At 62.4% G+C, this 15,653-nt stretch carries 14 protein-coding genes and 1 pseudogene; 5 read left to right on the top strand and 10 right to left on the bottom strand.

Annotated elements, in window-relative coordinates; genetic code table 11:
• Positions 1-208: 208 nt before the first annotated feature.
• Both IPF49_12400 and IPF49_12395 read right to left on the bottom strand, forming a co-directional pair.
• Entirely contained in the window at positions 209-1,516 is a 1,308-nt protein-coding gene (locus tag IPF49_12400; protein MBK6288411.1) for a type II toxin-antitoxin system HipA family toxin, read from the bottom strand.
• The gene (locus tag IPF49_12395; GenBank protein MBK6288410.1) at positions 1,513-1,863 is read right to left on the bottom strand and encodes a helix-turn-helix domain-containing protein; all 351 of its coding nucleotides are present in this window, start codon (positions 1,861-1,863) and stop codon (positions 1,513-1,515) included. The genes IPF49_12400 and IPF49_12395 overlap by 4 nt, the downstream gene beginning before the upstream one ends.
• A 512-nt stretch (positions 1,864-2,375) precedes the next feature.
• Between IPF49_12395 and IPF49_12390 the strand changes: the two genes are divergently transcribed.
• Positions 2,376-3,314: a hypothetical protein gene (locus tag IPF49_12390; protein ID MBK6288409.1), complete on the top strand. Its 939-nt coding sequence runs from the start codon at positions 2,376-2,378 to the stop codon at positions 3,312-3,314.
• 470 nt (positions 3,315-3,784) lie between these two features.
• A complete protein-coding gene (locus tag IPF49_12385) occupies positions 3,785-5,953 on the top strand; it encodes a S9 family peptidase (GenBank protein MBK6288408.1) in 2,169 nt (722 codons plus the stop codon).
• 23 nt (positions 5,954-5,976) lie between these two features.
• Here IPF49_12385 and IPF49_12380 read toward each other — a convergent pair whose 3' ends face one another.
• Both IPF49_12380 and IPF49_12375 read right to left on the bottom strand, forming a co-directional pair.
• Entirely contained in the window at positions 5,977-6,150 is a 174-nt protein-coding gene (locus tag IPF49_12380; protein ID MBK6288407.1) for a hypothetical protein, read from the bottom strand.
• A gap of 48 nt (positions 6,151-6,198) precedes the next feature.
• Positions 6,199-6,468 carry an AbrB/MazE/SpoVT family DNA-binding domain-containing protein gene (locus IPF49_12375; GenBank protein ID MBK6288406.1) on the bottom strand — a complete coding sequence of 90 codons (270 nt, stop codon included), beginning with the start codon at positions 6,466-6,468 and terminating at the stop codon, positions 6,199-6,201.
• 282 nt (positions 6,469-6,750) lie between these two features.
• On the opposite strand from IPF49_12375, the gene IPF49_12370 reads away from it, so the two are divergent.
• A complete protein-coding gene (locus IPF49_12370; GenBank protein ID MBK6288405.1) occupies positions 6,751-7,683 on the top strand; it encodes a hypothetical protein in 933 nt (310 codons plus the stop codon).
• Positions 7,684-7,839: 156 nt separating this feature from the next.
• On the opposite strand, the pseudogene IPF49_12365 reads toward IPF49_12370, so the two are convergent.
• Positions 7,840-8,231, bottom strand: a pseudogene (locus IPF49_12365) (Fic family protein).
• Between the two features lie 298 nt (positions 8,232-8,529).
• Here IPF49_12365 and IPF49_12360 point away from each other — a divergent pair.
• A complete protein-coding gene (locus IPF49_12360) occupies positions 8,530-9,072 on the top strand; it encodes a hypothetical protein (GenBank protein MBK6288404.1) in 543 nt (180 codons plus the stop codon).
• 10 nt (positions 9,073-9,082) lie between these two features.
• Here the strand turns inward: IPF49_12360 and IPF49_12355 are convergent, their stop codons facing one another.
• Both IPF49_12355 and sulP read right to left on the bottom strand, forming a co-directional pair.
• Entirely contained in the window at positions 9,083-9,826 is a 744-nt protein-coding gene (locus tag IPF49_12355; GenBank protein MBK6288403.1) for a nuclear transport factor 2 family protein, read from the bottom strand.
• The gene (sulP, locus tag IPF49_12350) at positions 9,823-11,592 is read right to left on the bottom strand and encodes a sulfate permease (protein MBK6288402.1); all 1,770 of its coding nucleotides are present in this window, start codon (positions 11,590-11,592) and stop codon (positions 9,823-9,825) included. Before sulP ends, IPF49_12355 begins: the two co-directional genes overlap by 4 nt.
• A gap of 382 nt (positions 11,593-11,974) precedes the next feature.
• Here sulP and IPF49_12345 point away from each other — a divergent pair, with 382 nt between their 5' ends.
• On the top strand, positions 11,975-13,153 hold the full coding sequence (locus IPF49_12345; protein MBK6288401.1) for a glutathione S-transferase: 1,179 nt from the start codon (positions 11,975-11,977) through the stop codon (positions 13,151-13,153).
• Positions 13,154-13,236: 83 nt separating this feature from the next.
• On the opposite strand, the gene IPF49_12340 is transcribed toward IPF49_12345, so the two are convergent.
• The 3 genes from IPF49_12340 to IPF49_12330 all read right to left on the bottom strand — a co-directional run bounded on the left by IPF49_12340 (position 13,237) and on the right by IPF49_12330 (position 15,640).
• Positions 13,237-13,455 carry a hypothetical protein gene (locus tag IPF49_12340; GenBank protein MBK6288400.1) on the bottom strand — a complete coding sequence of 73 codons (219 nt, stop codon included), beginning with the start codon at positions 13,453-13,455 and terminating at the stop codon, positions 13,237-13,239.
• A 66-nt stretch (positions 13,456-13,521) separates the two neighbouring features.
• Positions 13,522-15,144: an alkaline phosphatase family protein gene (locus IPF49_12335; GenBank protein MBK6288399.1), complete on the bottom strand. Its 1,623-nt coding sequence runs from the start codon at positions 15,142-15,144 to the stop codon at positions 13,522-13,524.
• A 292-nt stretch (positions 15,145-15,436) separates the two neighbouring features.
• Positions 15,437-15,640, bottom strand: a complete 204-nt coding sequence (locus IPF49_12330) for a hypothetical protein (GenBank protein MBK6288398.1) — start codon at positions 15,638-15,640, stop codon at positions 15,437-15,439.
• Between the last annotated feature and the right edge of the window lie 13 nt (positions 15,641-15,653).

Genomic DNA, 15,653 nt, shown 5'->3' with positions numbered 1-15,653 from the left:
TTGATTTGCACCGAAATCTGAACCGCTATTTGCGGCTTGTGCTGCCCCGCCTCCTGGAAAAATTCTGCAAGCTACCCAGGTCGTTCTCACGAAGACAGCGGGGCAGCCCTGAATGCAAATTTGCGCCTTGATGAGCCAGAAATCGATGCAATTCGACACTCGGCGTATGCGAGGATCCGCTCCTGAACGGTTTTGTGCTCGCCCGGCTTCATGAACAGGGTTTCAGATTCAACGTGCGCTGAATTTTCTCGCGCACGGCATCAGGCACGCCCGCTTCTTCTGCAAACGATCCCCATTTCGATACCGTCGCCTGCACCTCGGCAACGATTTTCGCAGCGCGCCCGCGTTTCATCGAAGCCGTCTTTGCGCAGGCGTTGAAGTCCTCCAGCGTGAAACTGTCGCGTTTACCGTTCATCGTCATCTGATGGCTTGCCGTCCACGCACCCGCAGGATTGAAGCTGTAGGTCATGTCAAAGGCCGGCGACAGCGACCACGCACCGGATTGATTCATCAGGAAGGCAATATTCTTCACGTGGTCATCCTGATTACGGGCCACGATGTTGAATACCATGCGCCGGAACAACTGCTCGATGGCCTGCATGGGCAACTGCAGTTGCCGCATCGCCAGCAACGCCTGCTCGTAGCTGTAAGCGCCCGCCATATTGAAATCGTAGTGCGCCAGGGCGCAGAGTGACTGCATATGAAGTTTTTCGCCGGCTGCAAGCCGATCAAAGCGGCGCGTCATGAAATGCGAGCGGCCATTCTCTTTGAACAGCCGGCATTCGCTTATTTCAATACCGCACTCCAGCGCCATCAGGTAATAGGCATACTCGATCACCCCGTAGCCTTTCGGGTCTTCCAGTTCCTTGTCCTTGTTACCACTGACACCGTCGAATTTCAGCAGCCAGTATTCAAATCCCTTGTCGGCTTTGACCTGGCCAGACCGCACTTCATTGGTTTTCGGGTTCCAGGCGATGACCGCCTTCGCCCTCGCGCCACCGGCGGAGGTGCCCACGCGCAGAATGTCCGTTAGCGCATCTTCTTTGCCTTCAGCCGCAAAAGACGCCTGCAGGTTATTCCGGTGGCTCAATACCTCCGATGCAAGCGCAACCAACTTGCTGACCTCAATGTGTGTTGTCTGCTTTGCACTGGGGCCGATGGCGGGGGCAAATTCAAGCGCACCCATGCCGCGTTCACCGGTATAGCAAAGCCGCTCGACGGCGTTGAAGGAACCCGGTTGCCGCCCCTGCGATGCCAGCCAGGCATCAATCAGCGCATTGCCGAATTTGTCGGGCAGCGAGTCGGCCAGCAGGCCGGGCAGCCCGAGAAAAGTCGGGCGGGAAAGCGCGGGGAAGCGGTACACGCGTCGGGAAAGCGGCATCACCATCGGCGCGACTTGAATCCCGCTTTGCGCAAATGCCGCATCGTATTCAAAGGCGGCGACGTCCTCCCCCTCCTGCAGGGAGACCGCGCCGATGGTTCTACCCCACAGCCTGACTTCGGCAAGTGTGCTCATGGCTTCTCATCCCAGCGCCATGGTTTGCCAGTCGCCTTTGCGGCACGTTTAGCCGAAGCCCGTTGCCGGACCTTGCCCTTTTGCTTCAACAAATCCATCGGTCTGGGCCCGGACTCCGGAATCAGGTTATCCAGCCCGGATGCGGCGTCCAGCACCCGCAGCACACGAACCAAAGTGCCCGACTGTGAGGTTTGCCCTGCCTCCATACGCTCGAGGGTACGCTTGGCGATACCCGCCTGTTCGGCCACGGCCGCCTGGGTCAGCTGCAATTCAATCCGACGACTGGCAATCCGTGCGCCCAATTCGGCCAGCACGGCATCATCTGTGAGCAAGCCAGTGATTTTCATAGTCGTTATACATTGCGAATATATCGGTTAAATTGCCATATATCGTCAGTTATTACGATATATATCTTGATAATTGACTTTAGTCAAGTCGCAATAAATAGCGAGACAATGATTCTAATCGTATTTAATCGCAATATATTGCGATATATACTCATTACTTGATGAACTGACCCCGGTTGCCGTTGCTGACGGATGATGGATGACTTTGAAGGGTACCTACGTGCAGCCACCGCAAGCGTGAGCGCCTGGGACCTCGACCCCGAGGACGTTGCCCAGGCCGTGAATGATCAAGCCAGGCTGCTCTGCCTCGATTACGCGCCCCTGCAGTCCAACACCAATCCCTACCTCGAACTGCAGTTCTAACTCCCTCCTGTCATCCACGATTGTCCAGCAATCGCGTTACACCGGCCCGGCATCAGCCGCAATGGTGGCCCCGCTTGAGCCGCAATGGGTGGCCGGAACACGCAATACTGAGCACAGCAAGCTCTCCCGGAAATTCACGGCAGGTGTGCATGAACGTTCATCACGTCGGTCCCGCTACCCTGATGCTCTTCTTCTTCGCCGCCTGGTGCACCTGCGCGAATGCCGGGCCGGCAGTGGCTGTGAAGGAATTCGCAGACCCGGATCCACAATCCGTGTACGGCTGGGGCCTGTCGGAACTGGTTGAAAACGACCTCGCCCAGCTCGCCAATGACACACCTGCCTGGAAACCCTGCGAGATGGCGGTGGTTGAGTGGAGACGGCGCGACGAGATACTGAAGGAGCTTGAGTTGCAGCAGTCGCCGCGGTTCGATCCGGCTACGCGGGCGAAGCCGGGCCAGCTCATCCAGCCCACGGTGTTCATTGAAGGTTCCGTCAGCAACACCGCGGGACAGGTCAGCTGGAACATCCAGGCCCGGGACGCCGCTACCGGGCGGGTGATCGGATCGGACTCCGGTTCGATTTCAGAAAATCACTTCTACGACGTGACAGAGGGGATCGCACAGCGCCTCGCCAGCATCCTGTGTGATCCACCGAAACCCAAGCGCCCCACACCGCCGCCCGAAGGCGTCTATGCGGGCACGGTCAGCATCGACACCCAGGGTGAGAACCTGCACTTCAGCGGAACGGGCCATATCGAACTCAAGGAGAGCCACCCAGGCAGCGGCAGCTACACAGCCACCCAAGGCGAACTCGAGCTCAGCTATACGGTGGACGACTGCCCCGACTACCAGGGCCGTGTGCGATTGCACGGGGAGATGCAACTCGACGCGCCCGGTGACGGGCAGCATATGCTCGTGCTGGTAGCGGACCCGTTCGAGCTGAGTTGCCGAGGCCTTAGCCTGCCCGTCGCCAGCGAAGGCATGATGCACATCTGCGAGGCCGGCAACGGTGGGGGCAAAGACACGCAGTTGCACGGCACCGTCCATTGCGGCGGCACGACGGTCAGCTGGCATCTTGATCGCCAGTAGGCCTCAGGGCGGCGGAAATCGGTTCGCGCACAAGTCACCGATCGGCAGGTCCCAGGTTCAAGTCCTGGTGGGCCCACCATTTAACCGCTGCGTCATGCTATCCAGTCGTTCGGCCAGCCAGACCTTGATGACGGATTGACGCGTCACGCCCGACCTCGCGGCTTCGCGATCCAACGAAGCGATCATCCACTCCGGAAAATCGGCATTGACCCACCGCGCCCGCCTGACGGAAATGATTCGGATGCTCACTACTGTCCGGAGATTCCACGACGGACCGTATGTAACTGACTGATACAGTGAAAGAATAGGACGTTCATGGGTGTTACCGATTGCAACTTGCGTAATGCTGCCGGTTTTGTCCGGGAGCGGAGTGATGCATTGCGAGCAGGCCTTTTATAATCCGCGTCCGTAGTTGCCGTAGTCACAAGCGCGGGCCAGGTGGCCCAGCCATTCATTGAGCGGGGGTCGACATGAGTGATTTCTGGTTGCGACTGCATCAACGTGCGATCGGCGCGCTGTTCGCCGCGTCGTTCCTCTGCACCCAGGGTATCGCTGCGGCCGACGGTAGCCTGTCGGCGCGCGGAGTCGCCGCACCGCCGATCGCCATGGTCAAGCCGCACGCCGTCGATTCCGCCAATGGCAGTCGCGTCGACAACTACTACTGGTTGCGTGACGACTCACGCAAGAACCCGGACGTGCTCGCCTACCTGAACGCAGAGAACGCCTACGCGGATGCGATGCTGGCACACATCGCACCGTTGAAGGCCAGGATCTACGACGAGATCATCGGGCGCATCAAGCAAGACGATTCGAGTGTCCCGTATCGGGACAACGGCTGGTGGTACTACAGCCGGTTCGAGACCGGCCAGGAATACCCCGTCTATGCGCGACGCGAGCAGTCCCTGGCGGCACCTGAACAAGTCCTGCTCGACGTGCCGAAGCTGGCCGTGGGCAAGGAGTTCTATCACGTGGCCAGCCGGGAGGTCGCACCCGACAACAGGTTGCTGGCGTACACCGAGGACACCACCGGCCGACGGCAGCACACCCTCCGGTTCAAGAGTCTCGTCGATGGCAGACTCCTCGCCGATCGCATCGACAACGTCGAGCCGGAGCTGGCTTGGACGGCGGACAGTCGCGCCGTGTTCTACATCGAAAAGGACCCGGTGACGCTCCTCGGTCTCGAGGTGCGCAGGCACGACCTGGGAACGGACCCCAAGTCAGATCCCGTCGTGTACGAGCAGGACGACCCCAGCTTCTACACCTATGTCTACAAGACCTCCGACCGCCGCTACATCGTCATTTACGCCGAAAGCACCGTGGCGTCGGAGATGCGCATCGCCGACGCGGCGAGCGCCGGGCAACCATTCCAGCTGTTCCTGCCGCGCGAACGGGACCACGAGTACCGGGCCGATCACCTCGACGGGCGCTGGATCATTCGCACCAACTGGAACGCCCGGAACTTCCGGCTGATGGAGGCGAAGGACGGCAACGAAAGTGATCGCGCGAAGTGGCAGGAATTGCTCCCGCATCGCGACGACGCGTTCGTCGGCGACTTTGCGGTGTTCAAGCACTTCGTGGCCGTAGGCGAACGTTCGGGCGGCCTTGGCAAGATCCGCATCCGGCCGTGGTCGGGCGGGAAGGACTCGTTCATTGCGGCAGACGATCCGACCTATACGTTTTCATTGGGCGCCAACCACGAGGTCGACACGGACCTCGTGCGCTACACCTATGAGTCCCTCGCCACGCCGCCGTCGACGTTCGACTTCAATGCGCGCACGGGTGAGCGAACCTTGCTCAAGCGCGAAGCGGTGCTGGGCAAATTCGATCCGGCAGAGTATGCGACGGAATTTCTCTGGGCCACGGCGCGCGATGGCACGAAGGTTCCCGTTTCACTGGTCTATCGGCGGGGCGTGAAACGCGACGGCACGGCACCACTGCTGCAATACGCCTATGGTTCCTACGGATCGTCGACGGACCCGTGGTTTCAGCTCGAGGCCCTGTCGCTGCTCGATCGCGGCTTCGTGTTCGCGATTGCGCACGTTCGCGGCGGGCAGGAGCTCGGGCGTGGGTGGTACGAGGACGGCAAGCTGCTGAACAAGCAGAACACCTTCAGCGATTTCGTCGACGTCACGCGATTCCTGGTAAAGGAGCGCTATGCCGATCCGAAACGGGTCTTCGCCAACGGCGTGAGTGCCGGCGGTCTGCTCATGGGCGCTATTGCAAATCAGGCGCCACGGGACTACCGGGGGATCATTGCCGAGGTGCCGTTCGTGGACGCCGTCACGACGATGCTCGACACGAGCATCCCGCTGACGACGAACGAGTTCGACGAATGGGGCAACCCCGCGCAGAAGGCCTACTACGACTGCATCCTCGCCTACTCGCCCTATGACAACGTGTCGCGCCAGGACTACCCGGCCATGCTGGTCACTGCCAGCCTCCGGGACAGCCAGGTGCAGTACTACGAGCCCGCCAAGTGGGTGGCCAGGCTGCGCGCGCTGAAGACGGACTCCCGGCCGTTGCTCTTGCGCACGAGCATGGCAGCGGGTCACGGTGGCAAGTCGGGGCGGTATCAGCAGTACGCCGACATCGCCGAAATCCATGCCTTCATTCTCGACCAGGCGGGTATTCGCGACTGAGGGGAAGGGCCACTACCGGCACCTCACACCGCTTTGCGCAGGTCGTCCCGCACCAGCATCGCACAGTGCGCTGCTCCCATCGAGCCGGCAAAGCCGCGCGGACAGCTTGCGTCTCCCACGTTGAACAGACCCCGGACCGGCGTGCGATGCGGCACGGGCAAGCCAGGCACGGTGCGAAAGCCCGGCCACTTGATCATCGTTATCGGCAACCAGCGCACGCACCAGCAGATTGGTATCGAAGGCAATCAATTCCGATATTCCGAGCATTCCTCATCGCTGAGTTCCACCGGTTTGCTCAGTTCCTCGGTGGAGACCGGCGGGCCGTCGTGCTCGAGCATGCCGATCAGATCGGCGAGGATGCGGCCAGTCTTCTTCGGCGTGGCCTTGAGTGTGACGCCGGACGCACTCGACACCAGCGTCAACTCGGTGCCGGCTTCCCAATGCAATTCGTCCCGGATCTCCTTCGGAATCACGACCTGCCCCTTGCTGGAAAGCGTGATGGTGGCGATGGACATGGCGAAACCGCCTCTGCAAGACCAACTGTAAGACGAATTTTCTGCCGACCACGGAAGCATGGCAAGACTGATCACCAAACCTTTAGACCGCGACGCCCCTTCCTTTGAGTAGCGAAACGCCGGCTTTTTTGATGTTTCGATGAGGGCCGGGGGGTTCCGGCGTGTGCGCTGCCGATCTATAGATGAAGCGGGCTGTGGGTGCTTAAATGCGCCGACGGACCTGCTTCGCAAGCCAGCAGCAGTCGAGCCCTCAAACAACGATACTTCCATCGGAGCAATCCCATGCGAGCAACTCTCGGCAAACGCATCCTGGCAACCGTGCTCCTGCTTTTGGTCACGCTCGCCACATGGACTACCAGCTTTGATGCTCCCGCAATGAGCCAGGTCGACGCCGGCATGAAACGGGCGCTGGTGAGTTTCGCTGGTGCTCGGGCGTTGAATGCAGCGATATCTCTCGCTCAAGGTACAGAGTTCTCTGCCGGCTTCGGCGCCCATATCACCTTCAGCGTCGGTGAGGTTCTGGACCCCGTGAATGACCTGGTGGAATCGTTCTCGAACCTGATGCTGCTCGCGTCCGTAGCGTTCGGTATCCAGAAGGTGCTGTTGATGATCGGCCAGGATGCGCTGGTCAAGTGGCTGTTGACGGGCGTTGTTGCTGCGTGGACTGCTTGCTACCTGATGGCGAAGCAGCGTTATCGCTGGCTCGATGTCACGTTGATTCTGATGCTGATGGTCCGCTTCGCGATTCCCGTTGTGACCTTGGCAACTGACGGCATCTACCAGCGGTTTCTTGCACCGGAGTACGAGCAGAGCAGCGTTGTTCTCGAAGGTTCAACCGATGCGATGAACAAGACCACCATGGATTTTCGAGAGCAAGCTGCCGGAGAGACTACCACGCAGCCCGAAACAGTGCCTGCACCGCCCACCCCTGCGCCGGCGGAGGCACAAGCAACTCGGGAACAGCCGCAACCCGGCTTTTTGGATAGCATGATTCGCACCATACGGGATAACGTCAATGACGTCACCGCGATCGCATCAAAGCTCGACCCCCGCAACTACATCGAACAATTGAAGGAGCAGGCCAGCAAGGCCACCGACCACATCATTCATCTCATGGTCGTGTTCGTGCTCCAGACATTGCTCATTCCGCTGTTTCTTCTATGGGCGATGTATACGGCCTTGCGCGGAGTGCTTGCGGGCGCGTTCGCCTTGTGAGGGCCGGCCGAGACCGCCCAGATTCGGTTTGCGCTCGGATTTCGGTTTGAATGAAAGCTCCGCGCAATGACTCGCTTGCCGTCGAGGATGACGGCGAAGCGTGCCACCTGGTTGATGATCGCGGGCGTGACAGTGCAGGGGGCTGATGGTGTCGCGTCATGCCGCATCGGCCTTTTTCAACAGCACGAAGTGTTCGACCAGCTTCACCATCAATTCCTTCTGTTCCGGCTTGCTCTCGGCCACCAACAGCGCCAGCGCCACCAGCGTGTTGTCGTTGATCAGGCGCTCCACCGGCCGGGCCAGCAGGTACTGGTTCAGACGCAGATACCACAGCCGGTGCGCTTGTTGCCGTCGGCCAGCGGGTGATTCTTGATGATGAAATACAGCAGATGCGCCGCCCGGCTGGCAACGTTGGGATAGAACAACTCGTCGCCGAAGCCCTGCTCGATGGTGGCGATGCTCGATGCCAGCCCCTCGCCCCGCAACTGCCCGAACAGTTCAGTGGCTTCGCCCTTGGAGATCAGCTCCCGCTTGAGCCGGGCAATGGCATGACTTGCTGGGAGACGCAAGACTCGCCGATGCGATTTTTCGGATTTCGAGCGGGCATTACGGGCCTGCGGCCGCCGGAGAGTTCGGTATTCGATCGGATTTCGGTGTTTGGGGGCGATCCTGCCGGAAAAACCCGTTACAATTCGCCGGCTTTCGAGTCCGAGCCGGTCATTTTCGAGCGACTCGTGAACGGCAGGTCCCAGGCTCAAGTCCTGGTGGGCCCGCCAGTTCACGACAGCAATCACACAGTTGCGGTTATACCGACCGCCCAACCCATGGAGTACAAGTACAAACATCATGCTTACAGCCAGAAAACTTGAACAATATCTGGAAGTCGAAGACAAAGTCCGCGGTGAGTTTCAGGAGAAACTCGAGGCCAGAAACGCCGACCTGGCGCGTTGCCAGCAGGAACTCGCCGCGCTGCGCCAGCAGATGCAGGCGACAATCGACCGACAGCTAGAGACCATTGCAGAACTGTCCGGCAAGGCCACGGCCAACCAGCACACCGAGCAACTCAACCGCGAACTGAGCAACCGCAGCGAGAATCTGCAGGAGGAAGCGAGCACCCTGAAGAAGCGCACCAAGGCCCTGCAAAAGGATCTGGGCGAGGCGCGCGAGCAGCTCAAGGTGCTGACGCAGTACGACCCCGTGCGGATGAAGAAGAACCTGGATGCGAACAAGAAGAAACAGGCCGAGCTGACCGCTGCAAACGAGCTGCTGCAAAAATCCCAGGCCAGGGCCAAGGCGGAAAATGCCGATCTGCAACGCAAGGTGCAGGAACTGGAAAGCAAACTGCCGGCTGTGGAGACCGTTGCGGAAACCGGGGAAGAAGCGGCGTAGGCGAGCCGGTCTATGCGACTCGCGTCCAGCAGTGTCGCTCCGTCAGTGAGGCGCCCTGTTTCGTTGCCTGGAAAACACCCTCCACCCCGGTGCCACCGATGCGCAGCGTCACGTGGTTGCCGGCCGCGATGACCTTGGCGTCGGCAACGGGATGCAGCGGCGGATCCTCGCGTGTCAGCGCGGCGATCACTGCGCTTTTGCCCGCCGTGCCGACGCTGCGCCAGGCACGCATGAAACCGAGCGTGCCGCCGGGTCCCTGCAGCCTGATCATGCGCCAGCCGAGGGCCAGCGCCGGCGGCAAGCCGCGGATGCCGCAGCGCAGCAATTGCATCAGCATGGGGCGCAGCTCCCAGTGCGCGGCGAGCCGGCGGATGCGCAGTTCACCACCTTCCCGGCACAGTTCGTAGACCAGATACATCGGTACCCGGATCACCACGCGGGGCGCCATGCGTATCTCGAGCGACAGGTCACGCAGCACCTGCAGGCCCGCCACATAGTCGCGCCCGTGCCGGAACTCGATGATATTGGGTTCGATGAAGGTGTCGTAAAAACGTTCGATCACGCGCCGGTCGCCGGCAATGTGTGGCCGCGACCCGACCGGATCCTCGATGACACAATCCGCGGCAAACAGCGCTATCCAGGCAGCGCGATCGTGCCGCGCGACCGCTGCGGGCGAGCGCTCCACGAAGGCGAGCACCGCGGCAGCATCGCCGGGCGCACCGCCCGGCGCATCAGCGCTCGAGATCACATTCACTTCTGCCAGTCCACGGCATGGTCCGCGAGGTAATCGTCGACCGCGGCACCCACGGTCGGATGGAAGACCTCCGGGCCGAAATGCTCCAGCAACTCGAAGCGCTTCAGCTTGTCCTTGACCGGATCCTTCATTTCGGCGAAGTGCAGCTCGATGCCGGATTCACGCAAGGTGCGCTCGAGCTCGGTGAGAATGTCGGCCGAGGTCACGTCCACGCTGGTGACCGGCTCGGCCGCGACGATGACGCGACGCACCGGCGTCGGCGAGTCGGCCACGGCCCGCAGCACGCTCTCCTGAAACAGTTCGGCGTTGGCGAAGAAGAGCGGCGCATCCCAGCGAAACAGAACCATGCCCGGCACCAGGCGCGCCGCGGGATAGCGCTTGATGTCGTGGAAGCCGCGGACACCATCCACCCGGCCCAGCACGGCGGAATGCGGGCGCCAGCCATCCCAGAGGAACTCGATGACCGCGGCGACGACAGCCATTCCGATGCCGGGAATCGCGCCGAGCACGGCCACGCCGACGAAACAGCCGATGGACAGCCAGAACTCCCAGCGCTGGATACGGAAGATGCGCCGCAGGTCGGCGAACTCGAACAGCCCGATGGCGGAGGCGATCACCACGGCCGCCAGCGCGCTGGTAGGCAGGTTGCGCAGAAGATCGGGCGCGAACACCAGCAGCAGGGCCACGGCCACCGCACCGACCACGCCGGTGAGTTGCGTCTTCGCGCCCGCCGCCTCGGCCACCGGAGTGCGCGAGGAACTGCTGCTGACGGGGAAGCCCTGGAACAACCCGGCCGCCAGGTTGGCGGCGCCCAGGCCGATCATCTCCTGGTTGGGATCGACATAGCTGCCCGTCCTCGCCGCGTAGGTGCGCGACAGCACACTGGTGTCGGCGAATGACACCAGCGCCACCGCACAGCCGCCGATCACCACGGCGCCGAGATCGGCCAGCCCGATCAACGGCAGCGCAAACGAGGGCAGACCCTGCGGAAGCGCGCCGAGCACTTTTACGCCTGGTACATCCCCGAGGTCGAACAGGCCAACCGCGACCGTTGCCGCCACCACGGCGAGCAGCATGCCCGGGATGCGCGGCCACGGCTTGAGCACGAAGATCACCGCCAGCGTGCCGGCACCGATGGCGAACGTCGTCCAGTTGGCCGCACCATTCAGCACCGCTTCCCCGGTATGCCACAGGTCGAGCAACGGCCCGACGCTGTCAATCGAGGTCCCGAACAGCTTCGGCAACTGGCTGATCAGCACCGTGAGCGCAATGCCGTTCATGTAGCCGTAGCGGATGGGCTTCGACAGCAGCTCGGTGATGAAACCGAGGCGCGCCAGTCCCGCGGCCACGCACACCAGGCCCGACACCAGCGCCATCATGCCGGCCAACGCGACCGCCCGCATCGCGTCGCCTGCCGCAAGTGGCAGCAAAACAGCGAGGATCACGGCTGCCAGCGCCGAATCCGGCCCCAGCACCAGGATGCGACTGGGGCCGAACAGCGCGTAGGCGAGCAGCGGCACGATGGTGGCGTACAGTCCGTAGATTCCCGGCACGCCCGATGCCACGGCATAAGCGATTCCGACCGGCACCAGCATCGTGGTCAGCACCAATCCCGCCACCAGGTCACGCGCCAGCCATGCGCGCTCGTAGCGCGCGAGCATCTGCAGGCCCGGCAGCCAGCGCCTCCAGCCGGAGACATCGGGCCCGACCGGGCGCCGGAGGCGACCGGGTTCCGGTTGCGCTGACGCGGCAGGGACATTGCTCATGGGACAACCTTTTCGGATACTCGAGCGCGCTGCGCTCGAATTGCTGCAAGCTGCGCAAAGTACCCGAAATCGCCGCACCCCGGATACCCACCCGCGCTGACTTCGGCATGTTCCCGATCGTGGCCACCACATCGAGCTGCAGCGTGGCTCGGTGACGGCAGCGGGCTGTTGCTTGCAAACGTATCGCCGCAGGTTAGAGTTGCACTCGAAACCGGCGGCACGAGCCGCGGCAGGTGCAGGTACGGTTTGGGGTGAACCGACCCCGGCGACGGGTATCGATCAACCACACTGAACGCGGAGGCCTGAGAATGGACCAGCACGATCTTGCAAATCTTTCGATTGCGCGCGCGATCACGCTGCCCGGCATCACCGAGGAAAACGGATGACAACCGACCGCTCCACCGTCTTGAACGAGCCCTTGATCCTGTGGGGGACGCCCCATTCGCTGTACACCGGCAAGGTGCGCTCCTACCTGATCAAGAAAGGTCTGCACTTCACCGAATCGATGCCGCATCGCCCGCGCTTTCAGGCGGAGATCGTGACGGCCATCCGGCACGTCGTGGTGCCGGTTGTCGAAACCGCCGACGGCGCGCTGTACCAGGACAGCACGGTGATCATCGACGAGCTGGAGCGGCGCTTCCCGGATCGGTCGATGATACCGGGCACCCCGGTGCTGCACGCAGTCGCGCAGCTGCTCGACGCCTTCGGCACCCAGGGGCTGCTGCCTGCGGCGATGCATTACCGCTGGAGCTATCGTGCCCGACAGGAGCATTTCCTGCAGGCGGAATTCGGGCGCGCCGTGCACCACGGACCGGACCGTGCGGCGCGTCTTGCGGCCGGTGCCAAGCTGATGGATTATTTCAACGATTTCCTGCCTGGCCTCGGCATATCCCCGGACACGTTAGCGGCGTTCGAGGCCGCCTACGAGGAATTGCTCGACGCCCTCGACGTTCACTTCCAGCACTGGCCCTACCTGCTGGGCGGACATCCCTCGATCGCCGATTTCGGTTTCATGGCGCCACTTTTCGCGCACCTCTCCAGGGACCCGGTTCCCTCCGCGCTGATGAAGAACCGCGCCCCCAATGTGTATCGCTGGACCGAACGCATGAATCTCGGTTGCATCGTCGACGGCGAGTATCCGGACCTCGCCGCGCAGTGGTTCCCCGACGACACCATCGCGCCGACGCTGGAACCGGTACTGCGGCTGTTGTTCGCGGACTGGGGCGTGCAGCTGCTGGCCGAAGCGCGCTTCACCAATGCCTGGCTGGACGCCAACAAGGATCTGCCTTCCGGGCACATTGCCGCCGGCGACGGCCAGCGGGCCGTGCATGCGGCGCTCGGCAAGGTGCGCTACCCGTGGCGCGGCGTAATGGTGGAGCGCGGCTGTATGCCACAAGGACTGTGGCACTTCGAGCGTGCCGCCAGCGCAGCCCGGGAACTGCAAGGCCCGGCACGCGAGTACTTCGATGCGTTGGTGGAGCGCGTCGGTGGCGCCGAGGCCATGCGTATCCGCCTCGCCCGGGCGCTGGTACGCCGGGATTACGTTCTGACGCTGGATTGAGCCGACACCGAGCGTGGGGGTGCGGAATCCACCGCGTGGTTCGCGGTTGCTCCCGCCTGTTTTTCGAGTTCAGTTTCCGGTGATTACTGGCACTGGGTCTGCACCGGGCGGCCTATCTCGAATTCGCATTTGACGTAATTGCGCATCAGCCACCATGGCCCGCTCGGTTGGGTGCAGCCGCGGCGCCGCTGTACCGGGTCGCGCTGGTTGAGAAACCAGGTAGCGCCGGCCAGTTCGAGGTTCTCGCGCCTCTCCTTGCGCCCACGAGGATCGCGGAATATGCCCGTGTAGTCGATCTGCATCGAAGCCATCTCCGTTATTGATTGTCCGAATTGACGAATCCCGCCACTGTTGCGCCAGAATTCCGCCTACGGGGCTTCGGAAGGCACATTGCATGCCAGACCGTTGTCCGCCCAGGCAAACTCGGCGAGGCGGCTGCGTCCAGGACCGCAACCCCCGGTGCCGGCTCCGGCAAGCTCGAGCAGGGTTGGCGCGACATCCACGAGATCGATGCGCGGCAGCAGGCACGCCCCCTTTGCGATACCCGGGCTGCGCAACAACAGCAGCGAATGCATCACATGCTCGCCACTACGCGTCTCGGCGCTCGCCCCGCTCACGGTCCCGAGCGCGGGTGAATCGAGCACCTCTATCGGCCCTTCCTTGCTCCACCAGATCATCAGATCGGGTGCCGGTCCCAGCGCCAGCGCTGCCGAGCCGTGGGCCGCGCGGTGGACGCTCGCGACGGCCTTGTGACCGCCAACGCCGGTGGTCCAGGTGTGGATCTCGGTACACAAGCTGGCCAGATAATCGTCGTACTCAGTGCCCGGCGCGACCATGCCCTGTGGCTCGCGGCCACGCAGGTTGACCCGCAGCGCGGAAAAGCCATCGAGCCCGGGAAGCGCAAAGGCCGCCGATGAGCGCCACTGCTGCGTGTTCTGGCGGCGCTTGCTGCTCAGCCATTGACGCAGATACATCGGCAAGCGCAGTCGCGCATGGTAACGAATCCGCGGTGGCAGTTTCGCGATGGTCGACTCCCACAGCCAGTTGAGCCGATTCACCGGCATTTGCGCGCGCGACGCACCGAAGTAATGCCGATCGAAGCGTGCGAGGAACCCGGGAAGAAGGTGGTTGCCGTTGTAGTTGGGCCCCATGCCGTGTGACAGCATCACGGCGAGAGGCACGTCCCTGGCCGGCCCTCGAAGCAGGCACCCGAGAGCCGTATCGAGCGCCTGGTAGATCCTGAGCAGGCCGTTGCCGTGTGCGGCCGACTCCTCGGCGCTGAACCGGGGATGATGCGGGTCGCCGAGATGCCACAGGCAGTGTCCGGCGGAGTGCGCTTCATGGAATACCGTGTAGAGGAATTCCCAGTCATGCGTTCCGCTCAGACGCTCGATTATCTTCGTGCGCCGTTCGATGCCCTCGAGCAGCCCGCCGATCAACTCGCCCGCCCCTCCCTTCTCCCAGGCATCGTCGATGGTCTGGGCGATCGGGTAAGGACCAAACTCCCGGTCGATTTCCGCCAGCAGACCCGTGGGCCAGGATTCGCGGCGCGCGCTCCACTCGTGCCCGCCCCAGCCGGCGAGTTGCAACCCGCGGTAATTCGGATCGACGCGGCAGAACGGGACATCCATGATCAGCAGCCGGCGTCCCTGCGCGGCGAGTTCGCGCCAGAATGGCGCTCCGCGGATATCTCCCTGCTTGCGCGGGCGCAGACTGTAGCTTCCCTCGACCAGCCTGGAGCCGAAATTCGCATTGTGCACCGCCGGCGGCAGTCCGGTATTGATGGTCGGCCAGACCATGCCGCTGGAGTATTCCGGTGCAATATCGAACTGGCACCAGCCGCTGGAATCGAGCAGGCGGGCAAATTCGGGAAGATGGCCGGAGGCGGCCCATTGCCGAACCAGGGTGGCGTCCATGCCATCGAAGCCGATCAGCGCCAGGCGTCGCGCACCGTGAGGTGAACCCTGTTCGCCATCGATGAACGACATCATTTGCAGCCAGCCCGGCTCTAAATGCCAGGCCAGCCGGCAATCGATCGCCGTTCCCGCCCACGCCGGACGCCCGGCACGCGGGACACCATATCGAAATACACCACCGGTTATTCAAACCCCGAAAAGGAAATCTCCATGAATGATAGCCTCTCGGTGGCGGCGGATGGGCAAACCGGTGTCGCGCCGCCAATCCGGAAGTGGCGTGCGCAGACCAGGAAGCGGCCCCTTCAGGCACCCTGGGCGATCCCATCGCACGCCCGGAGCGGCTACCCCGCTTCGGGCGACCAATCCATCAGGACAGGGACATGAAGCTGATCTGGCAGGCTTCAATGGTGCGGCGAAAACACCCTTCCCAAGTAGCATCCAGGACATCCGCGCCCCGGATTTCAGTGACATTTTCACGGCGCTCCTCCGTGCCAATCAGCAGCTTGACGACCATAATGTGGTTCTGGAGCCATCTGCTCGTTCCAGCGTGTTCAAGCAGTTTTTCAATCAAGAGGGTATCAAGC

The sequence above is a fragment of the Gammaproteobacteria bacterium genome, assembly GCA_016705365.1.
Classification (GTDB): domain Bacteria; phylum Pseudomonadota; class Gammaproteobacteria; order Pseudomonadales; family UBA5518; genus UBA5518.
The sequence above is the reverse complement of the archived record's forward strand: the minus strand, read 5'-3'. Positions and strand labels throughout refer to the sequence as shown.

Coding starts and splice junctions, on each gene's coding strand:
- IPF49_12375 (MBK6288406.1), bottom strand. CDS start 6,468: ATGTCCATCGCCACCATCACGCTTTCCAGCAAGGGGCAGGTCGTGATT.
- IPF49_12335 (MBK6288399.1), bottom strand. CDS start 15,144: ATGATGTCGTTCATCGATGGCGAACAGGGTTCACCTCACGGTGCGCGA.
- IPF49_12340 (MBK6288400.1), bottom strand. CDS start 13,455: ATGCAGATCGACTACACGGGCATATTCCGCGATCCTCGTGGGCGCAAG.
- IPF49_12395 (MBK6288410.1), bottom strand. CDS start 1,863: ATGAAAATCACTGGCTTGCTCACAGATGATGCCGTGCTGGCCGAATTG.
- IPF49_12380 (MBK6288407.1), bottom strand. CDS start 6,150: ATGATCAAGTGGCCGGGCTTTCGCACCGTGCCTGGCTTGCCCGTGCCG.
- IPF49_12360 (MBK6288404.1), top strand. CDS start 8,530: ATGCTTACAGCCAGAAAACTTGAACAATATCTGGAAGTCGAAGACAAA.
- sulP (MBK6288402.1), bottom strand. CDS start 11,592: ATGAGCAATGTCCCTGCCGCGTCAGCGCAACCGGAACCCGGTCGCCTC.
- IPF49_12370 (MBK6288405.1), top strand. CDS start 6,751: ATGCGAGCAACTCTCGGCAAACGCATCCTGGCAACCGTGCTCCTGCTT.
- IPF49_12345 (MBK6288401.1), top strand. CDS start 11,975: ATGACAACCGACCGCTCCACCGTCTTGAACGAGCCCTTGATCCTGTGG.
- IPF49_12390 (MBK6288409.1), top strand. CDS start 2,376: ATGAACGTTCATCACGTCGGTCCCGCTACCCTGATGCTCTTCTTCTTC.
- IPF49_12385 (MBK6288408.1), top strand. CDS start 3,785: ATGAGTGATTTCTGGTTGCGACTGCATCAACGTGCGATCGGCGCGCTG.
- IPF49_12400 (MBK6288411.1), bottom strand. CDS start 1,516: ATGAGCACACTTGCCGAAGTCAGGCTGTGGGGTAGAACCATCGGCGCG.